This is a genomic window from Mycobacterium hippophais (assembly GCF_027529605.1).
In the GTDB taxonomy this organism is placed as follows: Bacteria; Actinomycetota; Actinomycetes; order Mycobacteriales; family Mycobacteriaceae; genus Mycobacterium; species Mycobacterium arseniciresistens.
In genome coordinates this window covers 1-23,124 of record NZ_JAPZPY010000016.1, presented here as the reverse complement: position 1 = coordinate 23,124, position 23,124 = coordinate 1, and the positions used below count along the sequence as shown (strand labels likewise).

Genomic DNA, 23,124 nt, shown 5'->3' with positions numbered 1-23,124 from the left:
TGGCCTTTAGCTACGGCGATTCAGGAAACGTCAGCGTCGGCTCGTCATAGGAGCCCCCGCCACTCGACGGCAACTCCGGCTCCACCGGTTCCGGCGCAACCGGCGCCACGGGCTCCGGCGCCACGGGCGCAACAGGCTCCGGTGCAATCGCCGGCGGCGAGTACTCCGGCTCGGGTGCAACCGACGGTGGCGAGTACTCAACCTCCGGCTCGGGCGCCTCCGACGTCGGTGGTTCTGGCTCCGGCGGCACCGTCGGCACCGTCGTCGGCGTGCTCGGCTCCTCCGACGTCGTCGTCTCGGTCGTCTCCGTAGTCGTCGTCGGGCTCGTCGTCGTGGGGCTAGTGGTAGTTGGAGAAGTCGTTGTGGTCGGCGTCACCGACGTCGTCACCGTCGTCGTCCACGTCGGAATCGTCGGGTACGGGTTGAGGGGGTTGAACGGCACGATCGGCACACCCGGGACCGGCACCGCCGGCACGATCGGTGCTCCCGGCACCGGCACGGGAGCCGGGATCTGCACCGGTGCAGGCACCACCGGATTCGGTCCGCGATTCACCGGCACTCTGACCGCCGGAGCCGACGGCGCGGGCGACACCACCGCGATCGGCAGCGCCACCGGGTCCGGCTGGTGCGGCACCTCCGGCAGGAAACGCCCCGGCACCGTCTGCGGCTGCACTGGCGGCGCCGGCTGCGCCTGCACATCGGCCACCGGCCGGATCGTGATCGCCACCGACGCCGCCAGCGTCGCGAAGGCCACCACCACGAACGCGAACGCACTGCCCATCAACACCGTCTTCGGCGGGGGCGGCGCGATCATCGCCGTGTACGCCTGCTCGTCCTCCAGCTCCGGAACGAACTCCTCGAGCTGCTCGAACGGCACCTCGTACTCCGCCGGCCCCTCCTCCGAGTACGCCAGCTGCGGCCCCACCGCCGCCGAATCCGTGACCGGCGCCATCTGCGTCGCCGCACCAGCGACCGGCGCCATCTGCGTCGCGTCACCCGCCACGGGCGCCATCTGCGTCGCGTCACCCGCTACGGGCGCCATCTGCGTGGCCTCGACCGCCGCCGGCGCCATCATCGTCGCCGCACCCGCCGGCAGTCCCGAGTCAGACGCCGTCTGCGCCGCGCCCCGCGCGATCGCATAACCGGCGTCCGGCGGCACTTCTACCGGCACCGTCGTATTCAGCTCAGCGGCGATCGACTCGAGATCCAGCCGCTGACCCACCAGCACGATCCGCACGGTCTCCCCGCTGGGCACCGACTGCAGCACCGCCGCGCTCGCGACGGCCGCACCGGACAGACCGATCGGCAGCGACGCCAGCACCGACGTCGAATCCTCGTCCTCGCCGACCCTCGTCAGCGACACCGTGTCGTCGTCGGACAGCAACAACGCCGCGTCGGCGCCGACACTGCGCGCCAGCGCCGCGGCCGCCTCCGTCTCGGCCACCACGTCGACGTTCGGCACTCCCGCGCCCACCACCGACTGCCGCAGTGTCTCCGCCTGTGACGGGTCCGGCACCACCAGCCGGATTGCGGCCACCCGGTTACCCGACTCGGCCACCTCGCGGTACGTGCCGACGATGGTCTCGGCCAGGTCGGTCATCCCGCCGTCGGGCAGGTCAAGGGCGTACTGGTCGAACACCTGGCCACCCGAGGCCTGCGAGCCGACCATCGCCAAGCGAGCGACCCGCCCGGTGACCGCCACCCCCAGGACTACGTCCACCGGCCAACTCCTTCACTCACTCGTCGAACCGCCTCGAAGCTACCCGAGTCCCCCCTTGTAGACAGGGGCGAAAATGAGCACGCTGAGGTGCCAACACCGCAAGGTGTCATCACTGAGAGGATCGTCAGGTGAGCGACCAGCGTTACGACGCGCCTCCCACCGCCGCGGCCCCGCCCGGCGCCGGCCGGTCATCCCGCGCCGGCTACGTGCCCGCCCGCCCCAACCTGGTCCGCGACGTCAAGGCCGTCGCGCTGCTTGTCCTCGGCCTTCTGCTGCCGTGGAACCTTGACTTCGGCCTCGGCGCCTTCGGCGGCAGGGCGTCGTTGTGGGTGCTCGTGATCGTCGTGACGCTCCTCGCCATCAGCGCCGCGCTCGACGCACACGTCGGGCCGCTGCGGCTCACCAATCCCGACCTCGACGTCCGCCTGCTCAGCCGGGTACGGCTGCTCGTCTGCCTGCCCTACGTCCTGGTCGCAATCGGCTTCGTCGGCTACCACCTGCTGGAGACCCTGCGCGACGGCGGCACCGGGCTGGTGCCGCCCGGTATCGGCCCCGGCCTGATCGTCGGACTCGGCGGCGCGCTGCTGGCCGCACAGCCGCCGATCACCAGCGTCACCATCGAGGAGAACCGCTTCCGCCGCTGGTATTCGGTGGCCCGGGTGCTGGGCGCGGTGTCGATCGCACTGGCGACGCTGGCGGTGGCCTGGAACCTGTACTGGCGGCTGCGGTACCTGTTCGTCACCAACGTCGACTTCGGCGGCCAGGACGTCGCCGTCATCGTCACCACCCTGCTCTACGGCGCCGTCGCGCTGATCGCGGTCATCATCGCGTCGCGCTGGCTGCTCGAGAGGTCCGCCGCCGCCCGGCTGGCCACCACCGCGCTCGGCGGTTCGGCGGCGCTGGCCGCCACGCTGGTGTGGGTCCTGCCCATCGGCCGCGACATCGACGCCTTCCACGGCATCGCGCAGAACACGTCGACCGCGGCCATTGGCTACGAGGGCTATCTGTTGTGGGCGGCGGCCGCGGCGATCGTCGCCCCGACCACCCTCTACGCCGTCTTCCAGATCCAGCCGCCGACCCTGGGCGCATACCGCTCGGCCGCGCAGAAGTGCCGCACGCTGATCGCGTTCTGGGCGTTCGCGGCGGCCGCCTGCCGCGTCGTCGACTACCTCATCGCCCAGTCACTCGACCTGACGCGCGCGCTCTACGACACCGTCGCGATGACGGTGTTCAACCTGATCACCGGCATCATCGCGCGGTGGCTCCACCGCCAGCTCGGCCGCGGCGACACCACCGCGAGCGTCATCGCGGCGTTCAGCGCCGTACTGACCGCCTTCACCGTCGCGAACCTGGCGATCGGCCTCGCACTGGCCCCGCGCTACGCCGAACCCTCACCCGACGCGGTCTACGGCAACAACCTCGCCCAGCAGATCACCAGCACCTTCGATGTCGTCGTCTGCCTGCTGAGCCTCACCGTGTTGATCGCCATGCTGTTCACCGGCCCGCTCGCCGGACTCCTTGCCCGCCGACGCGAGTCCGCCGCCGCGACGCCACCGCCCGCACCCCTGCCCGAGCCGGAGCCTGCGACCGCCGTCGTCCCGCCGCCGCTGCCGAGAATCGTCCGGCGACCGCAGGATTCGACGACGGTCATCCCGGCGCCAGCGACCGAACAGCTCGCCGCACCGACCACCGCGCTGCGCATCAAGCGCCCCGAGCCGCAGACTCAGGCATTCACGCCGCCGCCCGATGACGACGCCCCACCGACGACGGTGCACGAGCGACCGCCCAGCTGACCGGCGCGCTGAGACACGACCTCGCCGGCGTCGAACCTGCTCACCGACGCTTCAGCGCACAAATTCGAAGCTCCCGCGGCGGCGCACGGAATCGGCTTCACCTTGCGGCCGCGGACGGTGCCGAACTTGAGCGCCATTGATAGGCAAATTGGCGTCAATGTGGCTGCAAACAGTGGGGTAACGTCGCGACCAGTGTGTTCGCCAGTGGGGGATCGGCATGGCAAACGAGTTGGACGTCAACACAGATGGCTTGCGGATAGCGTCCGCGAGCAGCAGCGTCACGGCCGTAGGTCTAGAGGGAGCAGTACTTGGTGGTCCCTCCGCATCCAAGCCCAGCAGCGCCGGCGTGGCCGCGGTCAACGCCGCGCTCACCGAGGTGCGAGGGCGGCAGTCGAGGCGGATGACCGGCCAAGCCGACGATATGTCGGTCAGCGCTGCCCGCTATGACACCACGGACGAGGACGGATCCACCGCCATCACCGTGGTATCCGTGTGAGCGCTGCTCCCTCCGACTCGGGCGGCGCCCTACCCTCGCGCTCGGAGATCGAGGAGTGGGACACCTCGGACCTGAGCACCGCCGCGACGGCGTGGAGACAGGCGGCGACAGCGAGCGAGGACGCCTTCGAGCAGCACCGTCAGAACATCGCCGCCCCCGGCGGCACCACCTGGGAAGGCGACGCCAAGGACGCAGCCCTCGACAGGGTGACCGCCGACATCGCGGTGGTGCGAGGCCATAGCGAGGCCCTACAGGCGGCCGCCGGCATCGCCGGGAACGGCGTCATTGATATCAAGGCAGCCCAACGCGAAGCACTCGACGCGATCATCGCAGCCGAGAACGACGGGTTCAGTGTCGCCGAAGACCTCTCTCTCACCGATACGCAGACGGTCGACGCCACCAGCATGGCCGCGCGTCAGACCGCGGCCACCGAACATGCCGAGGACATCCGCTGGTACGCCGAGCGTCTTGCACAGGCCGATGCGTTGGTCGGCAAGCGGTTACAGACAAAAGCCACCGAATTAGGGGGGATCCGCTTCGAAGGCGAGGGAGGTGACAGTTCCTCCGACACCGTGCAGCTCGTCAACAACGAAGTCAAACTCAATCCACCCGGGGAGCCTTCCGAGGACGGCAACGGAGAGCCGCGCGAAAAACCGGGTGAGGCACCGGGCCAGATCGGTCCATTCCCGGTGCCCAAGGTCGTCGAGGACGCGGCGAAGAAATCCGAGGCGACGTCCGAGGACAAGCCCACCGGCGACGTCGGCGGCGACCTCGGAGACCTATTGGGCACAAACAACGCTTCGGAGGACAAGCCGGAAGGCGGACCGCCGGGCAAGCCCGAAGACAGACCCTCTGGCTTACCACCCGTGCTCAGTCAGATCCCGCCGCCACCTGACAAGACGGCAATAGACCGACAAGCCGCCAAGGTGGAGTCCGCCCGGCAGGACTTGGCCGCCGCGCAAGCCCGTGCGAACGACACAGCCGCGCAGGATTACACCCAGGGCGCCGGCGCCGGTCCTGGCCGCGATGTGAGCGACCCGTTGACCCAAGAGGTTTTCGACGCCCGCGCCGAGCTGACCGAGCAAACCCGGATCCTCAACGAGCTCAACTACGCTTCGTCCGCTCATGGTGGTCCGACGGCACCTGTCGCACCGCTTCCGGAGAACGCCCACGTGCAGGGGCTTCCGCCTGAACCGCCGGTCATCGAAGCAGCCGCCGAAGCCTTCGCCGAAGGCAGCAAGGACGCTGCCGAGACCGTGTGGGACGCGACGATGCCCGACGTGGCCAACATGCACGAGGTGGCAACCAACTGGGACGAGGCATCCACCGCTGACCGAATTCAGGCTGGCCTCGATGCGGCTGGAATGGTGCCTCTGCCCGGGGCCAAGATTCTCGGCGAAGGAATCGAGCACGGAATCGACGCCCTCGGCGGGGCAACTCGTCATGTCGATGATGTCGCAACGCCGCACGTCGACGTCGGTGATGTTCCGGCACTTCACGTCGACACGCCTCCGGCGCCGCAGACCGACGTCCCCATACCGCACAGCGGCGTCGACACTCCCGTCTTCGACCTCACCACGGACCACGCCTTGGCTCTGGGAGCCGACCCGGCCAGGGGTGGCGCTTTCGTGGCAAGCGAAGCTGAGACCGGCCTCAGAATCGAACATGAACTAGGCGTCAACCTTTCGCGTGCGGAGTCGGGGGCATCACACGATTGGGTTGATGCCAGCGGAAAGACATACGACGCGGTGGGGAACTTTCCCTCGAAGTTCTTCGATGCGCAATGGGCCAACCTGCAAGATCAAATCGTTCGTCACGCCGATCTCAAGGCCGAAATAGTTCCCGTAGACGTGTCGAGGTTTACAGCTGCGCAGCAAGAAACTGTAAAAGAGTTCGTGCAAGGCCTGAACAATCCCAATATCATCGTCATAGGAGGGCAGTGAGATCAGCGGATTTGTCCGGTTCGCGGAGGACGACTGGTCATGGAGTTCATCCATGACACGACTGTTGTTTGATTTCCTGGTCGACCGACTCCCCGAAGGCCGGCTCAGATCCGATATTGCGGAGTTGCGGGATAACAACGTTCTGATGTTGGATTTGCGCACCCCTGAACAAGATTCAGTTGTCAAGACGATTGTCGACGGCCTGCCAACGTACCTGGACCGCCTGGATTCTGATCTGCAAGCCTCCCTCCGACCCGGCTTCACCGAGTTGCTCGAACTTGCCACTGCCCAGCACCGCCAGAATCAGGCGACAACGAGCGATTAATCGTGGTGGTTCTCTAGTCAAGCCGAACCTGCCGTGGCCTGTTGTGACTACTAGCCCTCGTATACGCGGCAACGCTGTATCGCCGTGGGCGCATGGGCTGCAGCCGCATTCACGTTCGAGCGTGGGGTTGGAAACCGGGATTCTCCGAACCGCCGAGGGTGCTATGCGTCGCTTCACGGTGCGCATGAGGTCGCCATCCTGGGACGAGTGACCTCCTGTACGACACCGTCGCGATGACGGTGTTCAACCTGATCACCCGGCATCATCGCCCGCTGGCTGCACCACCAGCTCGGCCGCAGCGACACCATAGCGAGCGTCATCGCGGCGCGCGGCACTGACCGCCTTCACCGCCGCGAACCGCAGACTCAGGCACTCACGCCGCCGCCCGACGACGACGCCCCACCGACGACGGTGCACGAGCGACCGCCCAGCTGACCGGCGCACCTCGACACCGAACTTGGGTTCGGTAGCGGCCGCCACGTCGTCGAATTGCTCCACGACCCGTCGTCGACCGACTGCGGGCTGAGGCAGGGGACGGCGATGACGGCATACACCGCGAGCAGCACGGCCGCCGTGCTGTCTGCCGTGGTGATCCTGATGTCGCCGACCGCCGGCGCCCAGACCCACTGTGCCGACCTGGGCGGCGCCGTCGACCCTGCCGGCACCTGCCGCATCCACGGCAGTGCCCCCGGTTATCGCCTCGACATCACGTACCCGACCACTTACCCCGACGAGGCCGCGCTCGCCGCCGCCATCGAACAGGAGCGTGACGAGTTCGTCGAGTGGGCGGAAGACGTCGAGGGGCCGATCCAGAAGGAACTCGACATCGTCCCGCACGTCCACCGGTCCGGCCGCACCGAGAGCGTCGTGCTCACCATCGGCACGAACACCGGCGTCCGCCCGGTCACCACGTTCAGGTCGTTCACCTATGACACCGACCGGCACACACCGATCACCATCGACACACTCTTCAAGCCCGGCGCGCAACCGTTGTCCGTGCTCAACCCGATCGTGCAGCGCGAGTTGATCGCCCGCGGCTCCGGACTCCCGGACCGGGCGCTCCCGCTGCACGACTACCGCACCTTCGCCCTCACCGACGACACCGTGACGTTCTTCTTCCCACAGGGCGTGCTACTCCCGCACGTCGACGGACCACTCACCGTCGACATACCCCGATCCCAAATCTCCTCCCACCTCGCCTGATTGGACACACTCATGACACAGCACCTCCGGCGTCTCGCCGCGCTCGCGGCGCTAAGCCTCGCCCTCGCCGCCTGCTCGTCGAGCACCGAGACCGGCACGGCGACCACGGCGACGACCCCCGCGGCCAACACTTCCGACTGCGCGGCCAATCCGGCGAGCGCGCCCGTTCCCACCGCCGAGCCGTACGAGGCGGTGCCGGCCGATGCCCGAGTGTCGTTGTCGGTCAACGGCATCCCCTCCGAGACGTTGCAGCCCGGCGCGGCGCCGGTCGAGGTGGACGTGACGGTGTGCAACAACTCGCCGGTCGCCTACCCGAAGATCGGTATCGTGCTGACCCTCGAGCACTGCAGTTGCGCGCCGAATCCGCTGACCATTCCCGAGGGCACCATCGAGCGCTTCGATTCCGCCACCCAGACCTGGATCGCACTCGACCACCCGGCAATGGGCACCGGCATGGACTATCTCGGCGGCTACACCAACGAGCAGGAGCTGCCGAAGGGCAGGAAGGTGACCGTGAAGTACCGCGTCGCCCTTGACGGGTCGATGACCGACGGCAAGGGCGGCCTGGAGGCCGTTGCGGTGACCACCGATCCGCTCAACGAGATCGGCAAGGCCAACCTGCCGTTCACCGCGACGAAGACTCCGTCGTCCACGCCCGCGCCCGATCCGCGCCAGTCGACAGTGCCGCTGCAGGGCGTCACGTCCCCGTTCGGGGTCGCCACCGGCCCGAAAGGTGACGTCTTCATCGCCGACCAGAACAAGGTGCTGAAGGTCGAAGCCGGCTCGAACGACCAGTCCGAGGTGCCGTTCACCGGGCTCACCCAGCTCGGCGGGATCGCCGTCGACCCCGAGGGCAACGTCTACGTCACCAACGACAAGAAGGTGCTGAAGTGGACCGCCGCCACCGGCGAGCAGACCGTACTGCCCTTCACCGGCCTGGAGAACCCGCAGCACCTCGCCGTCGACGACATGGGCAACGTGTACGTCGCCGACGGGCAGCGGGTGGTCGGCTATGCCACCGCCCTCGAGCTTCAGGCGGTGCTGCCGTTCACCGACCTGGCGTGGATCCGCGCGGTCGCCGTCGATAAGGACGGCAGCGTCTACGCCAACGACGGCGCGCACCACCGCGTGGTGAAGCTGGAGTTCAACAGCAAGGATCAGACGGCGATGCCGCTGTCCGAGAACGTCGAACCGGACGGCCTGGCCATCGGCGCGGGCGGCGAGGTCTACGTCGTCGACACGAACGGCCGCCAGGTCGTGACGCTGGCAGCCGGCTCCGGCGAGCAGTCGGTGCTGCCGGTCAGCGGCCTGAGCGGTCCGCGGGATGTAGCCGTCGACCCCGCCGGCAACGTATTCATCCTGGATGGCAACGGGTTCGGGCAACTGGTGAAGCTGACGGCGGGCTGATACAAGCCCTCACCGCCCCCTCCCCCGGATCGTCATGAACACGCTCCACCCGATCAGCGTTCCCAGCGCGATCGAGAAGATCGCCGCGACCGTCGTCCCCAGCGTCGACAGGTCGTCGCCCTCGCCGGCCACCGCGGCGCCGAGCGACTCGAAGCTCAGCGCGCCCGGCACCAACGACCAGAACGCGGCCAGCATCATCACGATCGCCGGCGGCGACGTCTTCACCCGCGCACCCAGCATCGCGAACGGCACCACGACGAACGCGCCGACCGCGCCCGCATGCGTCGGCGACAGGAACAGCCCACCCACCTGCTGGCCGACCAGCGCCACGCCGACCGCCGCCACCAGCCACAGCAGGGAGCCTTTCGGCGCCGACAAGTAGAAGTAGATCCCGACGGCGATCACCACGATCGCGACGTAGAGCGACCAGGGACCCATCTGCGGGGACGGCGGCTGGGGCGGCAGCTGACCCGCGACGTGTATTCCCAGCCCGACCCCGAAGACCAGCAGCGCCAACTGCGTGACGCCGTAGATGAGCCGGGTGGCGCCCGAGATCACCTGCGCACTGGCCAGTTCCATCGCCGCGATTGTCAACGCCAGACCGGGTAGCAGCGCCACCAACGGCGGGCTGATCACCCGCAGCAACCCGTCGTTGGCGGCGTCGGCGACGAACCAGGTCGCCAGCATCGTCACCACGGCGGCCGCCAGCGTCGGCAGCACCGCGCTCAGCGTCGGGAACGGCCGGCCCAGCATCAGGATCACCCCGACCACGAAGCCCAGGAACACGTAGCCCCACAGCGACGCCCACGTCGGATTGATGACCATGCCGAAGCCCAGGGTGGTGATCGTGTAACCGACGACGGTCGTGACGGGTCCGAACCGCGGCGGCATCGACCGGGCGAGAGCAGTCTCGCGTGCCGCGTCGGCCGGGGTGATCGCACCGACCTCGGCGAGCTCGGCGATCGCGTCGACCCGGCCGGCGAGGTCGAGCTGGGTCGTCGGCCTGACCACCGTCTCGACCTCGTAGGCAACGTTGCCGACCTGAACAACCAGCGCCGTCGGCAAGGCGACGATCCGGACCGTCTCGTCGGTGTACTGCGCGGCGATCGCCAACAACCGCGTCTGGACCATCTGCGCGGGTTGCTCACACTCGATCAGTGCGATGCCGAGCTCCCGCAGCATGGCCGCGACCTGCGCGTCGTCGTGGTCCTGTCCCTCGGCCAATGCCTCCGGGATCTCCTTGCGAATGGAGTCCAGGAGCCGCCTGGATCGGCGAGGACGGGAGTCAGCCATCCCGCGATTGTGCGCGTGCCACCTGTACGCCACACGACCGCCGGGTCCCCACGTCGCACCAAAGTTCGCCGTAGAGGCAACGGCACCGTTACATTCAGTCTCCGAGATGACATCTTTCAACGACTTGGTCCGTCACCCCTACCGCGTCCCGCGCGTCGACGACCCGCGCTCCGAAGGCCGGTTCACCCTGCCCGACGGCCGCCGCATCGGCTTCGCCGAGTTCGGCGATCCCAACGGCGCCACCGTGCTGTGGTTCCACGGCACCCCGGGCGGCCGCCGCCAGTTCCCGCTCTGCGGCCGCCGCGCCGCCGTCGAGCTCGGCCTGCGCGTCATCGTGCTCGGCAGGCCCGGCTCCGGCCTGTCCGACCCGTACGCCTACGAGGCCATCGCCGACTGGGTCGCGGACGTCAACCACGTCGTCGACATCCTCGGCGCCGAGCAGATCTCCGTCGTCGGCCTGTCCGGTGGCGGTCCCTACGCCCTGGCCTGCGCCGCCGTCCCACCCCTGGCGAGCCGCGTCCAGGCGGTCGCCGTCCTCGGCGGCGTCGTCCCCTCGGTCGGACCCGACGCGCTGGCCACCGGTGCCGTCGAGCTCGCACGCAAGTTCGCCCCGGTTCTGCACAGCCTGCGGCGGCCGCTGGCCGCGACGATGTCCGCGCTGCTGACGCCCGTCCTGCCGATCGCGCACTTCGCGTGCCAGGCCTACGCCCGGACCACCCCCGAGGGCGACCAGAGGGTTCTGCACGATCCCGAGATGGAGGGCATGTTCATCGACGACCTGGTGCTGCTGTCCAAGGGCGGCTTCCAGGCGATCGTCGACGATGCCCGGCTCTTCGGCCGCGACTGGGGCTTCAAGCTGGCCGACGTGCAGGCGCCCGTGCGCTGGTGGCACGGCGACTCCGACCACATCGTCCCGCTGGCCGACGCGCAGAAGGCCATCGACATGATGCCCGACGCCACCCTGGTGCTGCGGCCCGAGGAGAGCCACCTCGGCGGCTTCGCCACCGCCGACGAGGTGCTGCACTTCATCCGCGCGCAGGTCAGTCCTTCGCAACCTCCGCCCTGAACGACACCGCCACCGCATCCTCGACCTTCATCGCGCCCATCACCATCGAGTAGGGCTTCATCTGGAAGTCGGAGTGCCGGACCTCGGCGTCACACGCGATGCGCCATGAGTCGTCGGCATCGGACACCTGCACGTCGACCGTCCGCTCGCGCGCGACGCCGTGCATCTCGAGGGTGCCGGTGAACTGGTAGCCGCCGTCCGCCGGCGCGACGTCGTCCGCCCGGAACGTGATGGTCGGGAACTTCTTGGCGTCGAATACGCCCAGCGCATTGGACCGCGCCAGCATCTTCTCCGGACCCGACAGTCCCTTCACGCCGCCCTCGCCGCGCAGCACCTCGAGCGAGTCGACGTCGACGGTCACCTCTACCGAGACGGGCTCATCCGAAGACGTCCGCACGATCGCCTGCCACGACGTCATCGCGATTGTCAGCCGGTGGCCCATCTTCGCCGCCGGGCCGGTCACCCCGGTCGTCACCACGAGCTCGCCGTGCGAGGCGTCCAACACCCACTCCGTCGCCGTCACCGTACGAATCTACCGGCCGTGTCAGGCCCGCCTGCTGTGTGACGCCAGCTGCGTGACCACGGACCGGCCCCGGCCGCGCGGCGACTGTCGGGCCGCCGCCACCAGGACGTCGACCGCCTCCGCGATTCCGCGTGCGATGTCCTCGACGTCCGGGACGTTGTCGGGGCAGGCGCTGACGCACACATCCATCGTGTCGGAGTGCGAGGTCACGGTGATGTTCAGTCCGCACCCTTCCACCAGCGGTTCGGCGGTGTACATCCCCACCACCTCGGCACCGGCACACACGAGCGTCTCAGCGCTGTCCCCGAGGAACGAGATGCTTCCGTGGCAACTCGGGCCGCCCCGCCGCGCCAGACCGAGTCCGGTGTACACGTGCATGCCTGCGCGGACAGCCCACGGCCACAGCATCGAGACGACTTTGGTGACATCGTCTGTCGCGCCCATGATTTCGTCGGGACCGCTGTCCGCGATGTTCGCTCTCTCGGTTGCGGTGTGCATGTTGGTGAGCACCTGCACCGGGTCGTCGAGCTGTACCGGTACACGTATCCGTCCTTGCGCGACCGCGATCACCAGCGGTTCGTCGGGCACGACGTCGTGACGCTGCAGCCAGGCACGTATCGACAACGTGCACGCTGCCAGAAGGACGTTCGCCGCACTGCCGCCGAACGCGTCGCTGACCAGTTCGACGTCGCTTCGCAGCGTCGTCGCGAACGCGAGGGACCGCCCCTTTTCCAGCGGCGCGTTGAACACGGTCATCGGTACCGGCCCACGCATGGACGACACGGCGGGCCCGAGTAGCACCTTCACCCGCGCCTGCTGCAATCGATCACGTACCGAGTGCAGCGCGTCTGTCGCCGCATCCGCCGCCATCCACGCACCGGTGATCTGGTTCTCCACCATCTCGCTGAGCATGTCGGCAACCAGCTCGCCCGTCGACGGTGCCGTGCCCACTCCGGCGTCCGCCACGATCTCGTCAGCGTCCGGCCCGCTGGTCAGCACTGCGTCCCAGAACGCCGCCACGCCGCGGCCGTCCTCGGCCAGCACCGGCGACATCCGTATTGCCACCGCCCACCGGCCGCCCACCAGGTGGTCGATCGTCCACGCCTCCCACAGCGCTCGGCGCGGGTGCGAACCGCCACACACGAGCGTGATCAGGTCGGCGAGCTCACGTACGCCCCCGGGTACCGGCACAGCGGCGCGGTGGATGTGGCGCGCAGGGTCGAAATGCGCGATCTCCGCCCAAATGGGTTGTCCCATTCCGAACGGCTTGCACACCAGCCGGCTGCGGAAGCGCGCCAGCCGCGGGATCGCCGCGGCGATCCGTTGACCCAACACGTCGTGGCTGAGCTTCTTCGACGGTTCGAGGATCACCAGCGACACCGTGTGCGCCGGTGTGGTGGGAGTCTGGGTGTGCAGCGCCATCGCGTCGGCCGGGCCGAGTCGGGTGGTCACCGGCCGGCGATGGTCGCGTTGGGACGCCGGGCTCAAAATGCCTTGCCGTCCGTGGCGAGCAGATGCTGGGTGCTCGACGCGTCACCCGCCCCTGACGCGGCCATCACGATGGCGTGTGCGCGGTCGGGTTCGGTCTTGGCGGGCACCACCAACAGGATGACCTCGTGGCCGCGGCCGTCGGAGACACCGATGGTGTTCGACGGCTGGCGGCCGTAGCCGTCCATGCGGACCACCCCGCCGGCGGTGATGAGCTTGGCCGGGACGGGCGCCCACTCGGCGAGGCCGTATGTCACCCGGGCGATCGGATTCACGTGCCCGGAAAGGCCCTCGAGCAACTCAGGAATCTCGGTCGTCAGGTCTCCGCTGTGCGGCCACCAGGCGCCGTCCACATATCCGGTGGCGAGCGCCGAGTCCTTCAACCGCAGCCTGGGCCGCTCGGCTTCTGCACCGGACGCCGCGCGGATGTCTTCTTGTACTGCCATGGGAAATGATCCCGTCTGGGCCGCAATGGCCAGTCGTGTGAACCGGCGGCGACACAATCTCAGATGGTCGCGCGCGAGGTACCGCCGGTATGGCCCATCATACGCCTGCCCGCCCCCGATTGCGGACAGTCTGACGGTTAAAAGCGGTGTACCCGAACTGATTTCGGGCATCTACCGGAGATGGACCGGCGGGTCGACCCCCGCCGGTCCACATCACGCGCACCCCTCGCACCGATGACGCGCGACCCGCCGCGGCCATGACCGCGACACCTCCGTCGATTTGGTGGAGCCGGCCTAGAAGGGCCAGAAGCGGCGCACTCTGCGTGTCCGCTGATCACCCTCGACACCGGTCCACTCACCCGCGGCGTATCTGAACGGCTCTGCGCCGCCGCGTGACACGTCCAGTGCGCCGTCGGCGCGTTCTTCGTAGGCGTCACCGAACCGCATGTACTTGTCGGTTGCACCGTCGGGCAATGTCACTCTGACAGTCATGATCTGAACCTCCGGCTCACACCGCAGAGCGTCAGCGAACGCGCTCGGGAATCGAACTCAGCGCGTGCAACACGTGCACGGCGAGTTCGCCGGCGACATCGTCTTTGAGCTTCGAGTGAGCGGTGATCGTGTCCTTCACGAGCTCGACACGTACGTCGTAGGGACTTTTGAATGTTGTCGGCGACGCCATGAGATTGTCCTTTTCAGTCAGGCATGTTCGCTCGCAACCGAGCTGCCCGATATCCGCGACGTTACGCCCTGAACATAAGAGGTGGGCGCGACAATCTGCTAGATGTGGAAGCCATGAGTGAGACGGAAATCGATCTTGAAGCCCTGTCGACCACCGACCACGGCTACACCGTCGACGACGAGGACGACGACGACCCCGTCCTGCTCGACCGCGACGGCAACCCCATCGAGACCTGGCGCGAGCACTACCCCTACGACGAGCGCATGCCGCGCCGCGAGTACGAGCAGTGCAAGCGCAAGCTGCAGATCGAGCTGCTGAAGCTGCAGAAGTGGAGCAAGCGCACGGGCGCCCGGCACGTCATCGTCTTCGAGGGCCGCGACGCCGCGGGCAAGGGCGGCACCATCCAGCGCTTCATGGAGCACCTCAACCCGCGCGGCGCCCGCACCGTCGCACTGGAGAAGCCCACCGAGGAGGAGAAGACGCAGTGGTACTTCCAGCGCTACGTCCGGCACTTCCCCACCGCCGGTGAGATGGTGCTGTTCGACCGGTCCTGGTACAACCGCGCCGGCGTCGAGAAGGTGATGGGCTTCGCCACCAAGGCCCAGCAGGGCGAATTCATGCGTCAAGCACCGCTGTTCGAGCAGATGATCGTCAACGAGGGCATCCACCTGACCAAGTTCTGGTTCTCGGTGTCACCGCTCGAGCAGCGCACCCGGTTCGCGATCCGGCTCGTGGACCCGTTGCGGCACTGGAAGTTCTCCGACATGGACCTGGAGTCGGTGAAGCGCTGGGACGACTACACCCGCGCCAAGGAGCAGATGTTCGTCGCCACCGACACCGATTACGCGCCGTGGATCGTCGTCAAGAGCAACGACAAGAAGCGCGGCCGCCTCAACGCGATGCGATTCCTGCTGTCGAAGTTCGACTACGACGACAAAGATGCAGACGTGGTCGGCGAGCCCGACCCGCTGATCGTCGGCCGGGCGTTGGAGGACTAGACCAAACGGCCTATTCGCTCGCTGCCTTCGCCTGCTCCTCGAGTACTCCTGCATAGAAGTCGTATTCGTCGGATCTCTCCTTGAGACCGACGCCCAACGCCAGTCCGCCGAAGGCGATGAGAATGGGAACGGCCTTGGCGACTGTGTCAGAGATGGAGTCTGCGAGCGCTGGAAGTAGGTGCGCATGCGCGGTGACCTCGACGGCGAACGCCCGGTCGAACGACGTGAACACGTAGCGCGCGAGTGTCAGCCCGCCGATTGCGGCGGCCACCGCAGACCCGTACCGGTCGACGCGAACACGTGAACGTGCATAGCCCGCATACCATGCGGCTTCAAACCTCGTCAGCCGCGAAAGCGACTTGGTGCCCAACCATTTCGGAAGCGGTCCGGAAGGGGTCAGCAGGAGTTGCACTTCGTCCGGTTCGAGCAGACAGAGGATATCCGACTGGGTATCGCTCGACCGAAGTTGTTGGCGGCGTGCGGCTTTGACTGACTTGAGTTCTTTCAATTCACGTCGGGCTCGAACGCTCCTTGTGACGAGGAAGGCGGCGGCCACAAGCAACGCCGTCATGATGATCAAGTCGACGATGAACATGACGTCAATCCCCTTCGGGAAGCATGCGCACACTGACCCGCTCGGGGGGTTCCGAGGCGATGGACACGAGCAGGTAGCCGATGAGGCCCAGAAATGCAGCGAGAACACAGGAGACAATCACAAGGAACTCGATCAAGTCTCTGTGCTCAGGCATCAGCTGCTGAAGAAACCCGCCCACCACGCCGAGAAGGACCGGCGCCGCGAGAAGCACGGCGATCAAGAGGTACCCGACCGATTGCCGCCGCAGGTCCCGCTCACGGAAATCGCCGATCAGATGATGCGGCCTCCACGGCCTCGGTTTGATGATCGGTCCCGGGGGTTCGCCATAACCCCACGCCCATCGCCAGCACCGCGACGCTCCTGTGGTCTCCGAACTCATTGCCGCAGCGTCGCACAGCCCTCTGACATGTGGACCGCAGCACCGCATGACCCGCCCGTGCGAACGCGGCCGAGGCGCAGTTCAGCGTGCCGTAAACACCTGGTCTCTTCGCGCTTGGCCGACCCGAGGACTAGACCGCGGTTTTCGTCTTGCGCACAGACTTTTTCGCCGCGGCCTTCTCGTCGCGCATGAGCGCCGTCCACTTCGCGCTCTCGACCTCTGCGGTCTGCATCACCAGCTCGGCGGTCTCGGCCTGCTTGCCGCCCCGGTCCTCCTCGCGCACCGGCTTGGCCGCAGCGCAGCGCATCACGATGGAACCCAGCGCCGGCGATGTCATGTGCGGGATCACCAGCAGTTTCAGGCAGCCGTCGCGGCCGTCGACGACCATCAGGCGGGGCCGCCTGAACTTCGCCGACTCCACCGAACGTGTGCCGTTGACGATGGTGTCGAGGTCGAGTGGCCCCTCGGCGACCGACCAGTTGATGGCGATGTCGAGGATCTCACCGAGCGGCTTGTGCAGACACTCGATCAGCCCCGGTAATTCGTGGGCGACCGAACCGGTGTGCGGCCACCATGCCCCGTCGATGTGGCCGCCAGAGCGGCTGGCCAGGGCGAGCCTGACGGGGCGCGCCAATCGGCGCGACCCGCTCAGACCGTTCACGAGGATTGCGAATCGGGCGTCGGTGAGTCGCCGTCGGAGAATGCGGGTGACTTGACCGGTTCCGGCGTGAGCGTGTGCGTGACCTCGTGCCGGTCAGGGTGCGAGAAAAGGCTGGAGGAATCCATGTATCAATCCTTCGAAAGCGGACGTGCGTCCGTACGTCGGGCCGAAAGCGAGCGAGATTCGAATCGCAGGCTGATCGTCTCTGAAGTGCCACGCTTGCCATGACGGCAGCGCAGGGACGAGAACGGCCTACCCTCCAACCTACAGCCGACCCGCGAACGGCGCGCGGGCGCGCACCCCTCTACACCCCGAGACGCCCGGAAAGCCTGGTCAGACGCTCGAGGCTGGCCCCGTCCAGTCCGGTGAGCCGGACGGTCTTGCCCCGCGCCGCGTACTTCTGCCGGATCGCGTCCAGCGTCGCCACCGACGACGCGTCCCACACATCGGTGCCCGAGAGGTCGATGGTCACGTCGTCCGGATCGTTGGCGTAGTCGAACTGGTGCACCAGGTCGTTGCTCGACGCGAAGAACAGCTCGCCGCGCACCCGGTAGGTCCTGCTGCCCGACGTCGCCGAGTCGCTTTCGACGATCGTCAGGTGCGCCACCCGCCGCGCGAAGCCGACCATCGCCGCCAGCACGCCCAGCCCCACACCGATGGCGAGGTTGCCGGTCGCGACGGTGCCGACGACGGTCACCACCATCACCGCGGTCTCGCTGCGCGGCATCACCCGCAGGGTGCGCGGGGCGACGCTGTGCCAGTCGAACGTCGCCACCGACACCATCACCATCACCGCCACCAGCGCGGCCATCGGGATCATCCCGACGACGGGTCCCAGCGCCAGCACCAGCACCAGCACGAACACCCCGGTCAGGAACGTGGACAGCCGCGTCCTGGCGCCGGCCACCTTGACGTTCATCATCGTCTGGCCGACCACCGCGCAGCCGCCCATCCCGCCGAACATGGCCGTGACAATGTTGGCCGTGCCCTGACCCCATGCCTCGCGCGTCTTGTTCGACGGCGTCTCGGTGATGTCGTCGACGAGCTTGGCCGTCATCAGCGATTCCAGCAGCCCCACCAGCGCGGCGCCCAGCGCATAGGGGGCGATGATCTGCAGCATCTGCCACGTCAGCGGCACGTCCGGGAATCCAGGGATCGGCAGCGAATCGGGCAGCGCCCCTTGATCACCCACGTCGGGCACCTGCCAGCCGAACACCGCGACCGCGGCGGTCAGTAGCAGCACCACCACCAGCGGCGCCGGCACCGCAGTTGTCACCCTGGGCAACAGCACCATCACGACGATGCCGGCCGCGGTCAACGGATACACCAGCCACGGCACGCCGAGCAGATGCGGCACCTGTGAGACGAACACCAGGATCGCCAGCGCGTTGACGAAGCCGATCATCACGCTGCGCGGGATGAACCGCATCAGCTTCGCGACGCCGACGACCGCCAGCACCAGCTGGAAGATGCCCGCCAGCACGATCGTCGCCACCAGATAGCCCACCCCGTGCTCGTGCGCCACCGGAGCGACCACCAGGGCGACGGCCGCGGTGGCCGCCGAGATCATCGCCGGCCGCCCGCCGGTGAGCGCGATGGTGATCGCCATCGTCACCGAAGAAAACAGCCCCACCCGCGGGTCGACGCCGGCGATCACGGAGAACGCGATCGCCTCCGGGATCAGTGCCAGCGCCACCACCAGGCCGGCCAGCACCTCGGTGCGGAGCCGCGCGGGCGACCGGAGTGCCTGCCGCACAGTATTTTCGGCGGCGACGGCTGGCTTGCCGGAGGTCGGCAGGGTGAGGCTCACGAGATTCTCCTGGTGATGGCAGTCAGGCGCTCTGCGCGGGACTGTGGCCGAGGAAGTCGAGGATGCTGCGGCGGCGCCGCTGGTAGTCCTCGTGGAACTGCGCCTCGGCCGAGCGGGGCTGGTCGATGGTGATGATGTCGGCGACGGTAGCGGGCCGGTGGCTGAGCAGCACCACCCGGTCGGCGAGCAGCAGCGCCTCGTCGACGTCGTGGGTGACGAACAGGATCGTCATCTGCTGGGCCTTCCACACCGACACCAGCAGCTGCTGCATGTCGAGGCGGGTCTGGGCGTCGAGCGCCCCGAACGGCTCGTCCATCAGCATCACCCGCGGTTCGCAGGCCAGCGTGCGGGCCAGCTGCACGCGCTGGCGCATTCCGCCCGACAGCTGGCTGGGCAGGTGGTCGAGGTATGCGCCCAGGCCGACCTGCTCGAGCCGCTCGGTGGCCGCGCGCTGGAGTCACGGCCGCGCACGCCGCGCAGCCGCAGCGGGTACTGCACGTTCTTCAGCGCGGTGCGCCATGGGAACAGCGCGTCTTCCTGAAAGACCATGGCGCACTGGGCGGCATTACCGGTGACCGGGGCGCCGTCCACGGTCGCGGTGCCGGACATCGGGGTGAGCAGCCCGGCCAGCGCGCGCAGGATCGTGGACTTCCCGCAGCCGGACGGGCCGAGGAAGACGACGACCTCGCCGGGTTCGACCGCCATGGTGATGTCGGCGGCGACGACCCCGTTGAACCCGAGCTTCAACTTGTCGAGGACGACGGCTCCGGCGCTCATCGGGCGGCCCTCGGCAGCCAGCGGTTGACCCGGCGGCCGACGTACTCGACGAGCCACGCGGTCATCAGGCCGAGCGCGCCGATCGAGATCATGCCGACCACGACGCCCGCGTAGTCGAGCAGCCCGTAGGACTGCCAGGTGTAGTAGCCGATGCCGAACTGGCCGGAGATCATCTCGGCGCTGACGACGCAGATCCAGGCGACGCCCATGGCCACCGACAGTCCGGCGAAGATGCCGGGCAGCGCACCCGGCAGGATCACCTGGAACAGCAGCGACACCCGGCCCGCGCCCATCGTCATCGCGGCCTCCTCCCACACCTTCGGCAGCGAGTCCATCGCGTGGATGGTGCTCACCACCACGGGGAAGAACGCGGCGAAGAACGTGATGAACACAATGCCCTGCTCGCTGGACGGGAACAGCAGGATGGTCAGCGGCACCAGCGCGATCGCCGGGATGGGCCGCACGATCTCGATGAAGGGACGCAACGTCATTCGCGCGATCTCCGAGCGGCCCACAAGAATGCCCAGCGCGACGCCGACGACGGCGGCCAGTCCGAACCCGAGCAGGATGCGCTGCAGGCTCGCCAGCAGGTCGTCGTAGTACGAGCCGGAGCCGACCCGCGCCACCAAGGCGTCGAACACGCTCGCCGGCGTGGGCATCCGGTTGAACCGCAGCCAGGCGACCACGCCGTAGGTGGTCAGCAGATGCCACAGCGTCAGGAACGCGGCGATCGGAATCATCGGCAGCACCACCGCGGCGGTGCGGGTGCGCAGCCGCGCGGGCAGCATCTCGGCGATGGCCTCCCGCAACGGGGTTCGTGGTGGTGCGGCCGACGCCTGGGTGGGCACGGCCCCCACGTCGTTCAGGGTGAGCGTCATTTTCTCTCCTTCGGATCGGTTGGGTCGGGGGTGACTAGCCGGACGATCGCGACTGCGAGACCGCGGCCGGATAGCCGATGGTGGTCGCCTGCGGATGCCGGGCCCGGTAGGCGTCGGCGCCGGCCTCGGTGGCGAACGGCTTGTAGCGCTGCGTCGGTGGCGCGCCGGGATCGCGGAGCCAGACGGCGTGGTCGGCGAACAGCCGGATGCCGGTGGCAGTGTCGGGGACGTAGGCGGCGCGGACCTCGGCGGCGGTGGCGACGCGCCGCAGCAGGCAGGTCGGTGTGGCGGCGACCTCGGTGTCGTCGGCTCCGGACATCCACACCTCCGAGGCCTGCGCCGGGTCGCCGACAGGCAGCCGGCACAGGTCGTCGGTGCCCGTCAACGCGGTGGGATTCCTGACGTCGGCGCGGCGGCGGTCGTAGTCCGGGCCGAACAGCTCGCGCAGATAGCCGTCGTCCACGAACTCGGCGACGTCGAAGTCGGCGGTCACCGAGCCGCGCTTGACAAGGAAGTCCTTCACCTTCGTGAACGCCGTCCCGAACTCGCGTTTGATCGTCATGTCGAAGGACACCAGCCCGTTGGGACCGTTGTAGAGGTAGACCACCTCGGGTTCGATGCCGGTGAGCGCGCTGACCCGCTGGGCGGCCTGCAGCGGGTCGGCGACGATGGCATCGGTGGTGGCCTTCACCGCCTGCATGAAGGCGGTCATCACCTCGGGGTGGCCGTCGGCGAACTGTTTGCGGACGACGACGCCGTGGAACGTCGGGATCTCGTTGTCGCCGCCGTCGTAGAGCAGCCTGCCCTGGTTGCGGTAGATCACCAGCTGCGGCCATGGCACGAACTGCGCAAAGGCGTCGACCTGTCCCCCGTCGATCGCGGCCGCCCCGACTGCCGGGTCCTGGTTCAGGATCTGCAGCGCTGCCTTGTCGATGTCGTTGCGTTGCAACGCGGTCGAGAACATACCGTCGCCCGCCGAGCCGAGGCTGGTCGAGACCCGCTGCCCGCTCAGGTCGGCCAGCGTGCGGGCCGACGACGAGGCGGGCACCACCACCTGGTTGAGCGACCCCCGCAGGTTGTAGCCGGTGGTGGCGATCAGCTCGGTCTCGGCGTCGGCGTACTTGCGGGTCTTCGACCCGTTCGTGAGCAGCGGGTAGTCGCCCATCGACCCGATGTCGACGTGCGTCGCCATCATCTGCGCGGTGAGCGGGGCTCCCGACGAGAAGTCCTGCCAGACAACCCGGTACCGCTTACCGTTGGCGGCGCCGACGCGTTCGAGGGCGTTCTCCAGTTCTTCCCGGTCGCGCAGCAGAGTGCCGGCGTTCACCGTGTTGATGGTCTTGGACTGGTAGCCCACATTGACGGTGACCGTCGGGTCGGTGAGCAGCCCGCAGCCGGTCAGCGCCTGTGCGCCCGCCACGGCGAGCGCCGTGAGAACGGCGGCGGTGCGGCGGCGCCTCGGCCGCAGGGTGTCGGTCTTGTTCACGATCCCCAGAGTCGGCGTTCTCTGTTACCTCGCCGTCACTGGACGTTGCGCAGCAGTTACGCCAGCGACGCGGGTCGACATGGCGAGGTGGTAGCGCCGTGACCTCGTAATTCTCAACCGGTCCGCCGGGGCCGGCGATGCCGGACGGGCACCAGGTGAAGTCTTGGTTACGCCACCGGCAGCGCACTGGTGATGGACGGAGCGGCGCCGAACACTGGTACGGTGAGCGCTGAACACGTTGCAGCTGAACGAGAATCGCTGACGATCGAGCCGGACTACCGGTTCACCCTCGCCAACGAGCGGACGTTCCTCGCGTGGCAGCGCACGGCGCTCGGCCTGCTCGCCGCCGCGGTGGCGGTGGTGCAGTTCATGCCCGAACTCGCCGTCCCGGGCCTGCGGCATGCGCTCGGCGCCGTCGTCGGTGTGCTGGCGATGCTGACCTCCGGAGCCGGGCTGCACCGGTGGTATCAAGTCGACCACGCGATGCGGCGCGACCGGCCGCTGCCGCGCCCGTCGACGCCGGTGTACCTGGCGGTGGGGCTGATGGTGATCGGCCTGGTGACGGTCGCACTGGCTGTCGCGGCGTCGTGACCCGTCTGGCGCTGGCGCAGGACCGCGGTCTACAGCCCGAACGCACGGCGCTGGCCTGGACCAGGACGTCACTGGCGGTGGTCGTCAGCGGCGGCCTGCTGCTGCTCAAGGACCGCGACGTGGCGCACCTGTTCGACCATCCGGCGCGGACTGCCGTGGCTGCCGTCGTCGTCGCCGTCGCCGCCGCGGTGTTCCTGGTCGGTGTCCGCCGCCGCCGGATGCTCAGTGCCCGCCCGGCCGCCACGCACGGCGCCGCCCGGCGCGAGGTGCTCGGCGCCGGGGCGGCGGTGCTGGCGTTGACCGCGCTCGTGGTGACGTATCTGGTGCTGCCGATCGTCGCTTGATTCAAGCCGGAAACGTGTCGGACCCCTCTGCGATGATGGGGTCATGTCGTCGAGCGCAACAGCTTTCGCTCCTTCGGTGAGGCCGAAGGACCGGCTGGCGGTGTTGTTCGACGAGATCGCGGAGCTGTGCGGTCAGCGCAATGCGATCGACGGGCGGCTGGTGGAGATCGTCGCCGAGATCGACCGCGACGGGTTGTGGGGCATGACGGGCGCGCGGTCG

At 68.2% G+C, this 23,124-nt stretch carries 24 protein-coding genes and 2 pseudogenes; 11 read left to right on the top strand and 15 right to left on the bottom strand.

Annotated elements, in window-relative coordinates; all coding sequences use genetic code 11:
- Positions 1-10: 10 nt before the first annotated feature.
- Entirely contained in the window at positions 11-1,720 is a 1,710-nt protein-coding gene (locus O6P37_RS25565; protein WP_269896717.1) for a hypothetical protein, read from the bottom strand.
- Positions 1,721-1,848: 128 nt separating this feature from the next.
- Between O6P37_RS25565 and O6P37_RS25560 the strand changes: the two genes are divergently transcribed.
- The 4 genes from O6P37_RS25560 to O6P37_RS25545 all read left to right on the top strand — a co-directional run bounded on the left by O6P37_RS25560 (position 1,849) and on the right by O6P37_RS25545 (position 6,277).
- On the top strand, positions 1,849-3,513 hold the full coding sequence (locus tag O6P37_RS25560) for a DUF7937 domain-containing protein (RefSeq protein WP_269896716.1): 1,665 nt from the start codon (positions 1,849-1,851) through the stop codon (positions 3,511-3,513).
- 346 nt (positions 3,514-3,859) lie between these two features.
- Positions 3,860-4,009, top strand: coding sequence for a hypothetical protein (locus tag O6P37_RS25555; RefSeq protein ID WP_269896715.1), 150 nt, complete (start codon positions 3,860-3,862; stop codon positions 4,007-4,009).
- A complete protein-coding gene (locus O6P37_RS25550) occupies positions 4,006-5,952 on the top strand; it encodes a hypothetical protein (RefSeq protein ID WP_269896714.1) in 1,947 nt (648 codons plus the stop codon). The genes O6P37_RS25555 and O6P37_RS25550 overlap by 4 nt, the downstream gene beginning before the upstream one ends.
- 52 nt (positions 5,953-6,004) lie before the next feature.
- Entirely contained in the window at positions 6,005-6,277 is a 273-nt protein-coding gene (locus O6P37_RS25545) for a hypothetical protein (protein WP_269896713.1), read from the top strand.
- Positions 6,278-6,529: 252 nt separating this feature from the next.
- On the opposite strand, the gene O6P37_RS25540 is transcribed toward O6P37_RS25545, so the two are convergent.
- Positions 6,530-6,775 carry a hypothetical protein gene (locus tag O6P37_RS25540; protein ID WP_269896712.1) on the bottom strand — a complete coding sequence of 82 codons (246 nt, stop codon included), beginning with the start codon at positions 6,773-6,775 and terminating at the stop codon, positions 6,530-6,532.
- A 42-nt stretch (positions 6,776-6,817) separates the two neighbouring features.
- On the opposite strand from O6P37_RS25540, the gene O6P37_RS25535 reads away from it, so the two are divergent.
- Positions 6,818-7,480, top strand: coding sequence for an RsiV family protein (locus tag O6P37_RS25535; RefSeq protein WP_269896711.1), 663 nt, complete (start codon positions 6,818-6,820; stop codon positions 7,478-7,480).
- Positions 7,481-7,492: 12 nt separating this feature from the next.
- Entirely contained in the window at positions 7,493-8,887 is a 1,395-nt protein-coding gene (locus O6P37_RS25530; RefSeq protein ID WP_269896710.1) for an NHL repeat-containing protein, read from the top strand.
- 9 nt (positions 8,888-8,896) lie between these two features.
- Here O6P37_RS25530 and O6P37_RS25525 read toward each other — a convergent pair whose 3' ends face one another.
- The gene (locus O6P37_RS25525; RefSeq protein WP_269896709.1) at positions 8,897-10,180 is read right to left on the bottom strand and encodes a threonine/serine exporter family protein; all 1,284 of its coding nucleotides are present in this window, start codon (positions 10,178-10,180) and stop codon (positions 8,897-8,899) included.
- Between the two features lie 106 nt (positions 10,181-10,286).
- Here O6P37_RS25525 and O6P37_RS25520 point away from each other — a divergent pair, with 106 nt between their 5' ends.
- A complete protein-coding gene (locus O6P37_RS25520; protein ID WP_269896708.1) occupies positions 10,287-11,246 on the top strand; it encodes an alpha/beta fold hydrolase in 960 nt (319 codons plus the stop codon).
- Here O6P37_RS25520 and O6P37_RS25515 read toward each other — a convergent pair.
- From O6P37_RS25515 to O6P37_RS25495, 5 genes are all read right to left on the bottom strand, one after another.
- The gene (locus O6P37_RS25515) at positions 11,221-11,769 is read right to left on the bottom strand and encodes a YceI family protein (RefSeq protein WP_269896707.1); all 549 of its coding nucleotides are present in this window, start codon (positions 11,767-11,769) and stop codon (positions 11,221-11,223) included. The genes O6P37_RS25520 and O6P37_RS25515 overlap by 26 nt on opposite strands.
- Positions 11,770-11,790: 21 nt before the next feature.
- On the bottom strand, positions 11,791-13,221 hold the full coding sequence (locus O6P37_RS25510; RefSeq protein ID WP_269896706.1) for a wax ester/triacylglycerol synthase domain-containing protein: 1,431 nt from the start codon (positions 13,219-13,221) through the stop codon (positions 11,791-11,793).
- Positions 13,222-13,253: 32 nt separating this feature from the next.
- Positions 13,254-13,703: a DUF5994 family protein gene (locus O6P37_RS25505; RefSeq protein ID WP_269896705.1), complete on the bottom strand. Its 450-nt coding sequence runs from the start codon at positions 13,701-13,703 to the stop codon at positions 13,254-13,256.
- 294 nt (positions 13,704-13,997) lie between these two features.
- Positions 13,998-14,195, bottom strand: coding sequence for a hypothetical protein (locus tag O6P37_RS25500; RefSeq protein WP_269896704.1), 198 nt, complete (start codon positions 14,193-14,195; stop codon positions 13,998-14,000).
- Between the two features lie 31 nt (positions 14,196-14,226).
- Positions 14,227-14,385, bottom strand: coding sequence for a DUF6307 family protein (locus tag O6P37_RS25495; RefSeq protein ID WP_269896703.1), 159 nt, complete (start codon positions 14,383-14,385; stop codon positions 14,227-14,229).
- Positions 14,386-14,498: 113 nt separating this feature from the next.
- On the opposite strand from O6P37_RS25495, the gene ppk2 reads away from it, so the two are divergent.
- Positions 14,499-15,383 carry a polyphosphate kinase 2 gene (gene ppk2 / locus O6P37_RS25490; RefSeq protein ID WP_269896702.1) on the top strand — a complete coding sequence of 295 codons (885 nt, stop codon included), beginning with the start codon at positions 14,499-14,501 and terminating at the stop codon, positions 15,381-15,383.
- Positions 15,384-15,393: 10 nt separating this feature from the next.
- Here ppk2 and O6P37_RS25485 read toward each other — a convergent pair whose 3' ends face one another.
- From O6P37_RS25485 to O6P37_RS25450, 7 genes and pseudogenes are all read right to left on the bottom strand, one after another.
- A complete protein-coding gene (locus O6P37_RS25485) occupies positions 15,394-15,978 on the bottom strand; it encodes a hypothetical protein (RefSeq protein ID WP_269896701.1) in 585 nt (194 codons plus the stop codon).
- Positions 15,979-15,982: 4 nt separating this feature from the next.
- Positions 15,983-16,357, bottom strand: a complete 375-nt coding sequence (locus O6P37_RS25480; protein WP_269896700.1) for a hypothetical protein — start codon at positions 16,355-16,357, stop codon at positions 15,983-15,985.
- A 130-nt stretch (positions 16,358-16,487) separates the two neighbouring features.
- Positions 16,488-16,991 carry a DUF5994 family protein gene (locus tag O6P37_RS25475; RefSeq protein WP_269896699.1) on the bottom strand — a complete coding sequence of 168 codons (504 nt, stop codon included), beginning with the start codon at positions 16,989-16,991 and terminating at the stop codon, positions 16,488-16,490.
- A 331-nt stretch (positions 16,992-17,322) separates the two neighbouring features.
- A complete protein-coding gene (locus O6P37_RS25470; RefSeq protein WP_269896698.1) occupies positions 17,323-18,828 on the bottom strand; it encodes a SulP family inorganic anion transporter in 1,506 nt (501 codons plus the stop codon).
- Positions 18,829-18,850: 22 nt separating this feature from the next.
- Positions 18,851-19,605: pseudogene (locus O6P37_RS28585) on the bottom strand (ABC transporter ATP-binding protein).
- Positions 19,602-20,393, bottom strand: a complete 792-nt coding sequence (locus O6P37_RS25455; RefSeq protein WP_408633252.1) for an ABC transporter permease — start codon at positions 20,391-20,393, stop codon at positions 19,602-19,604. Before O6P37_RS25455 ends, O6P37_RS28585 begins: the two are co-directional and overlap by 4 nt.
- A gap of 124 nt (positions 20,394-20,517) precedes the next feature.
- The gene (locus O6P37_RS25450) at positions 20,518-21,969 is read right to left on the bottom strand and encodes an ABC transporter substrate-binding protein (protein WP_269896695.1); all 1,452 of its coding nucleotides are present in this window, start codon (positions 21,967-21,969) and stop codon (positions 20,518-20,520) included.
- A 222-nt stretch (positions 21,970-22,191) separates the two neighbouring features.
- Between O6P37_RS25450 and O6P37_RS25445 the strand changes: the two genes are divergently transcribed.
- From O6P37_RS25445 to O6P37_RS25435, 3 genes and pseudogenes are all read left to right on the top strand, one after another.
- Positions 22,192-22,560, top strand: a complete 369-nt coding sequence (locus O6P37_RS25445) for a YidH family protein (RefSeq protein WP_269896694.1) — start codon at positions 22,192-22,194, stop codon at positions 22,558-22,560.
- A complete protein-coding gene (locus tag O6P37_RS25440) occupies positions 22,557-22,904 on the top strand; it encodes a DUF202 domain-containing protein (protein ID WP_269896693.1) in 348 nt (115 codons plus the stop codon). The genes O6P37_RS25445 and O6P37_RS25440 overlap by 4 nt, the downstream gene beginning before the upstream one ends.
- A gap of 43 nt (positions 22,905-22,947) precedes the next feature.
- Positions 22,948-23,124: pseudogene (locus tag O6P37_RS25435) on the top strand (hypothetical protein); the annotation flags it as partial.

Coding starts and splice junctions, on each gene's coding strand:
- O6P37_RS25545 (WP_269896713.1), top strand. CDS start 6,005: ATGACACGACTGTTGTTTGATTTCCTGGTCGACCGACTCCCCGAAGGC.
- O6P37_RS25535 (WP_269896711.1), top strand. CDS start 6,818: ATGACGGCATACACCGCGAGCAGCACGGCCGCCGTGCTGTCTGCCGTG.
- O6P37_RS25530 (WP_269896710.1), top strand. CDS start 7,493: ATGACACAGCACCTCCGGCGTCTCGCCGCGCTCGCGGCGCTAAGCCTC.
- O6P37_RS25525 (WP_269896709.1), bottom strand. CDS start 10,180: ATGGCTGACTCCCGTCCTCGCCGATCCAGGCGGCTCCTGGACTCCATT.
- O6P37_RS25520 (WP_269896708.1), top strand. CDS start 10,287: ATGACATCTTTCAACGACTTGGTCCGTCACCCCTACCGCGTCCCGCGC.
- O6P37_RS25505 (WP_269896705.1), bottom strand. CDS start 13,703: ATGGCAGTACAAGAAGACATCCGCGCGGCGTCCGGTGCAGAAGCCGAG.
- O6P37_RS25500 (WP_269896704.1), bottom strand. CDS start 14,195: ATGACTGTCAGAGTGACATTGCCCGACGGTGCAACCGACAAGTACATG.
- O6P37_RS25495 (WP_269896703.1), bottom strand. CDS start 14,385: ATGGCGTCGCCGACAACATTCAAAAGTCCCTACGACGTACGTGTCGAG.
- ppk2 (WP_269896702.1), top strand. CDS start 14,499: ATGAGTGAGACGGAAATCGATCTTGAAGCCCTGTCGACCACCGACCAC.
- O6P37_RS25485 (WP_269896701.1), bottom strand. CDS start 15,978: ATGTTCATCGTCGACTTGATCATCATGACGGCGTTGCTTGTGGCCGCC.
- O6P37_RS25480 (WP_269896700.1), bottom strand. CDS start 16,357: ATGAGTTCGGAGACCACAGGAGCGTCGCGGTGCTGGCGATGGGCGTGG.
- O6P37_RS25455 (WP_408633252.1), bottom strand. CDS start 20,393: ATGCTGCCCGCGCGGCTGCGCACCCGCACCGCCGCGGTGGTGCTGCCG.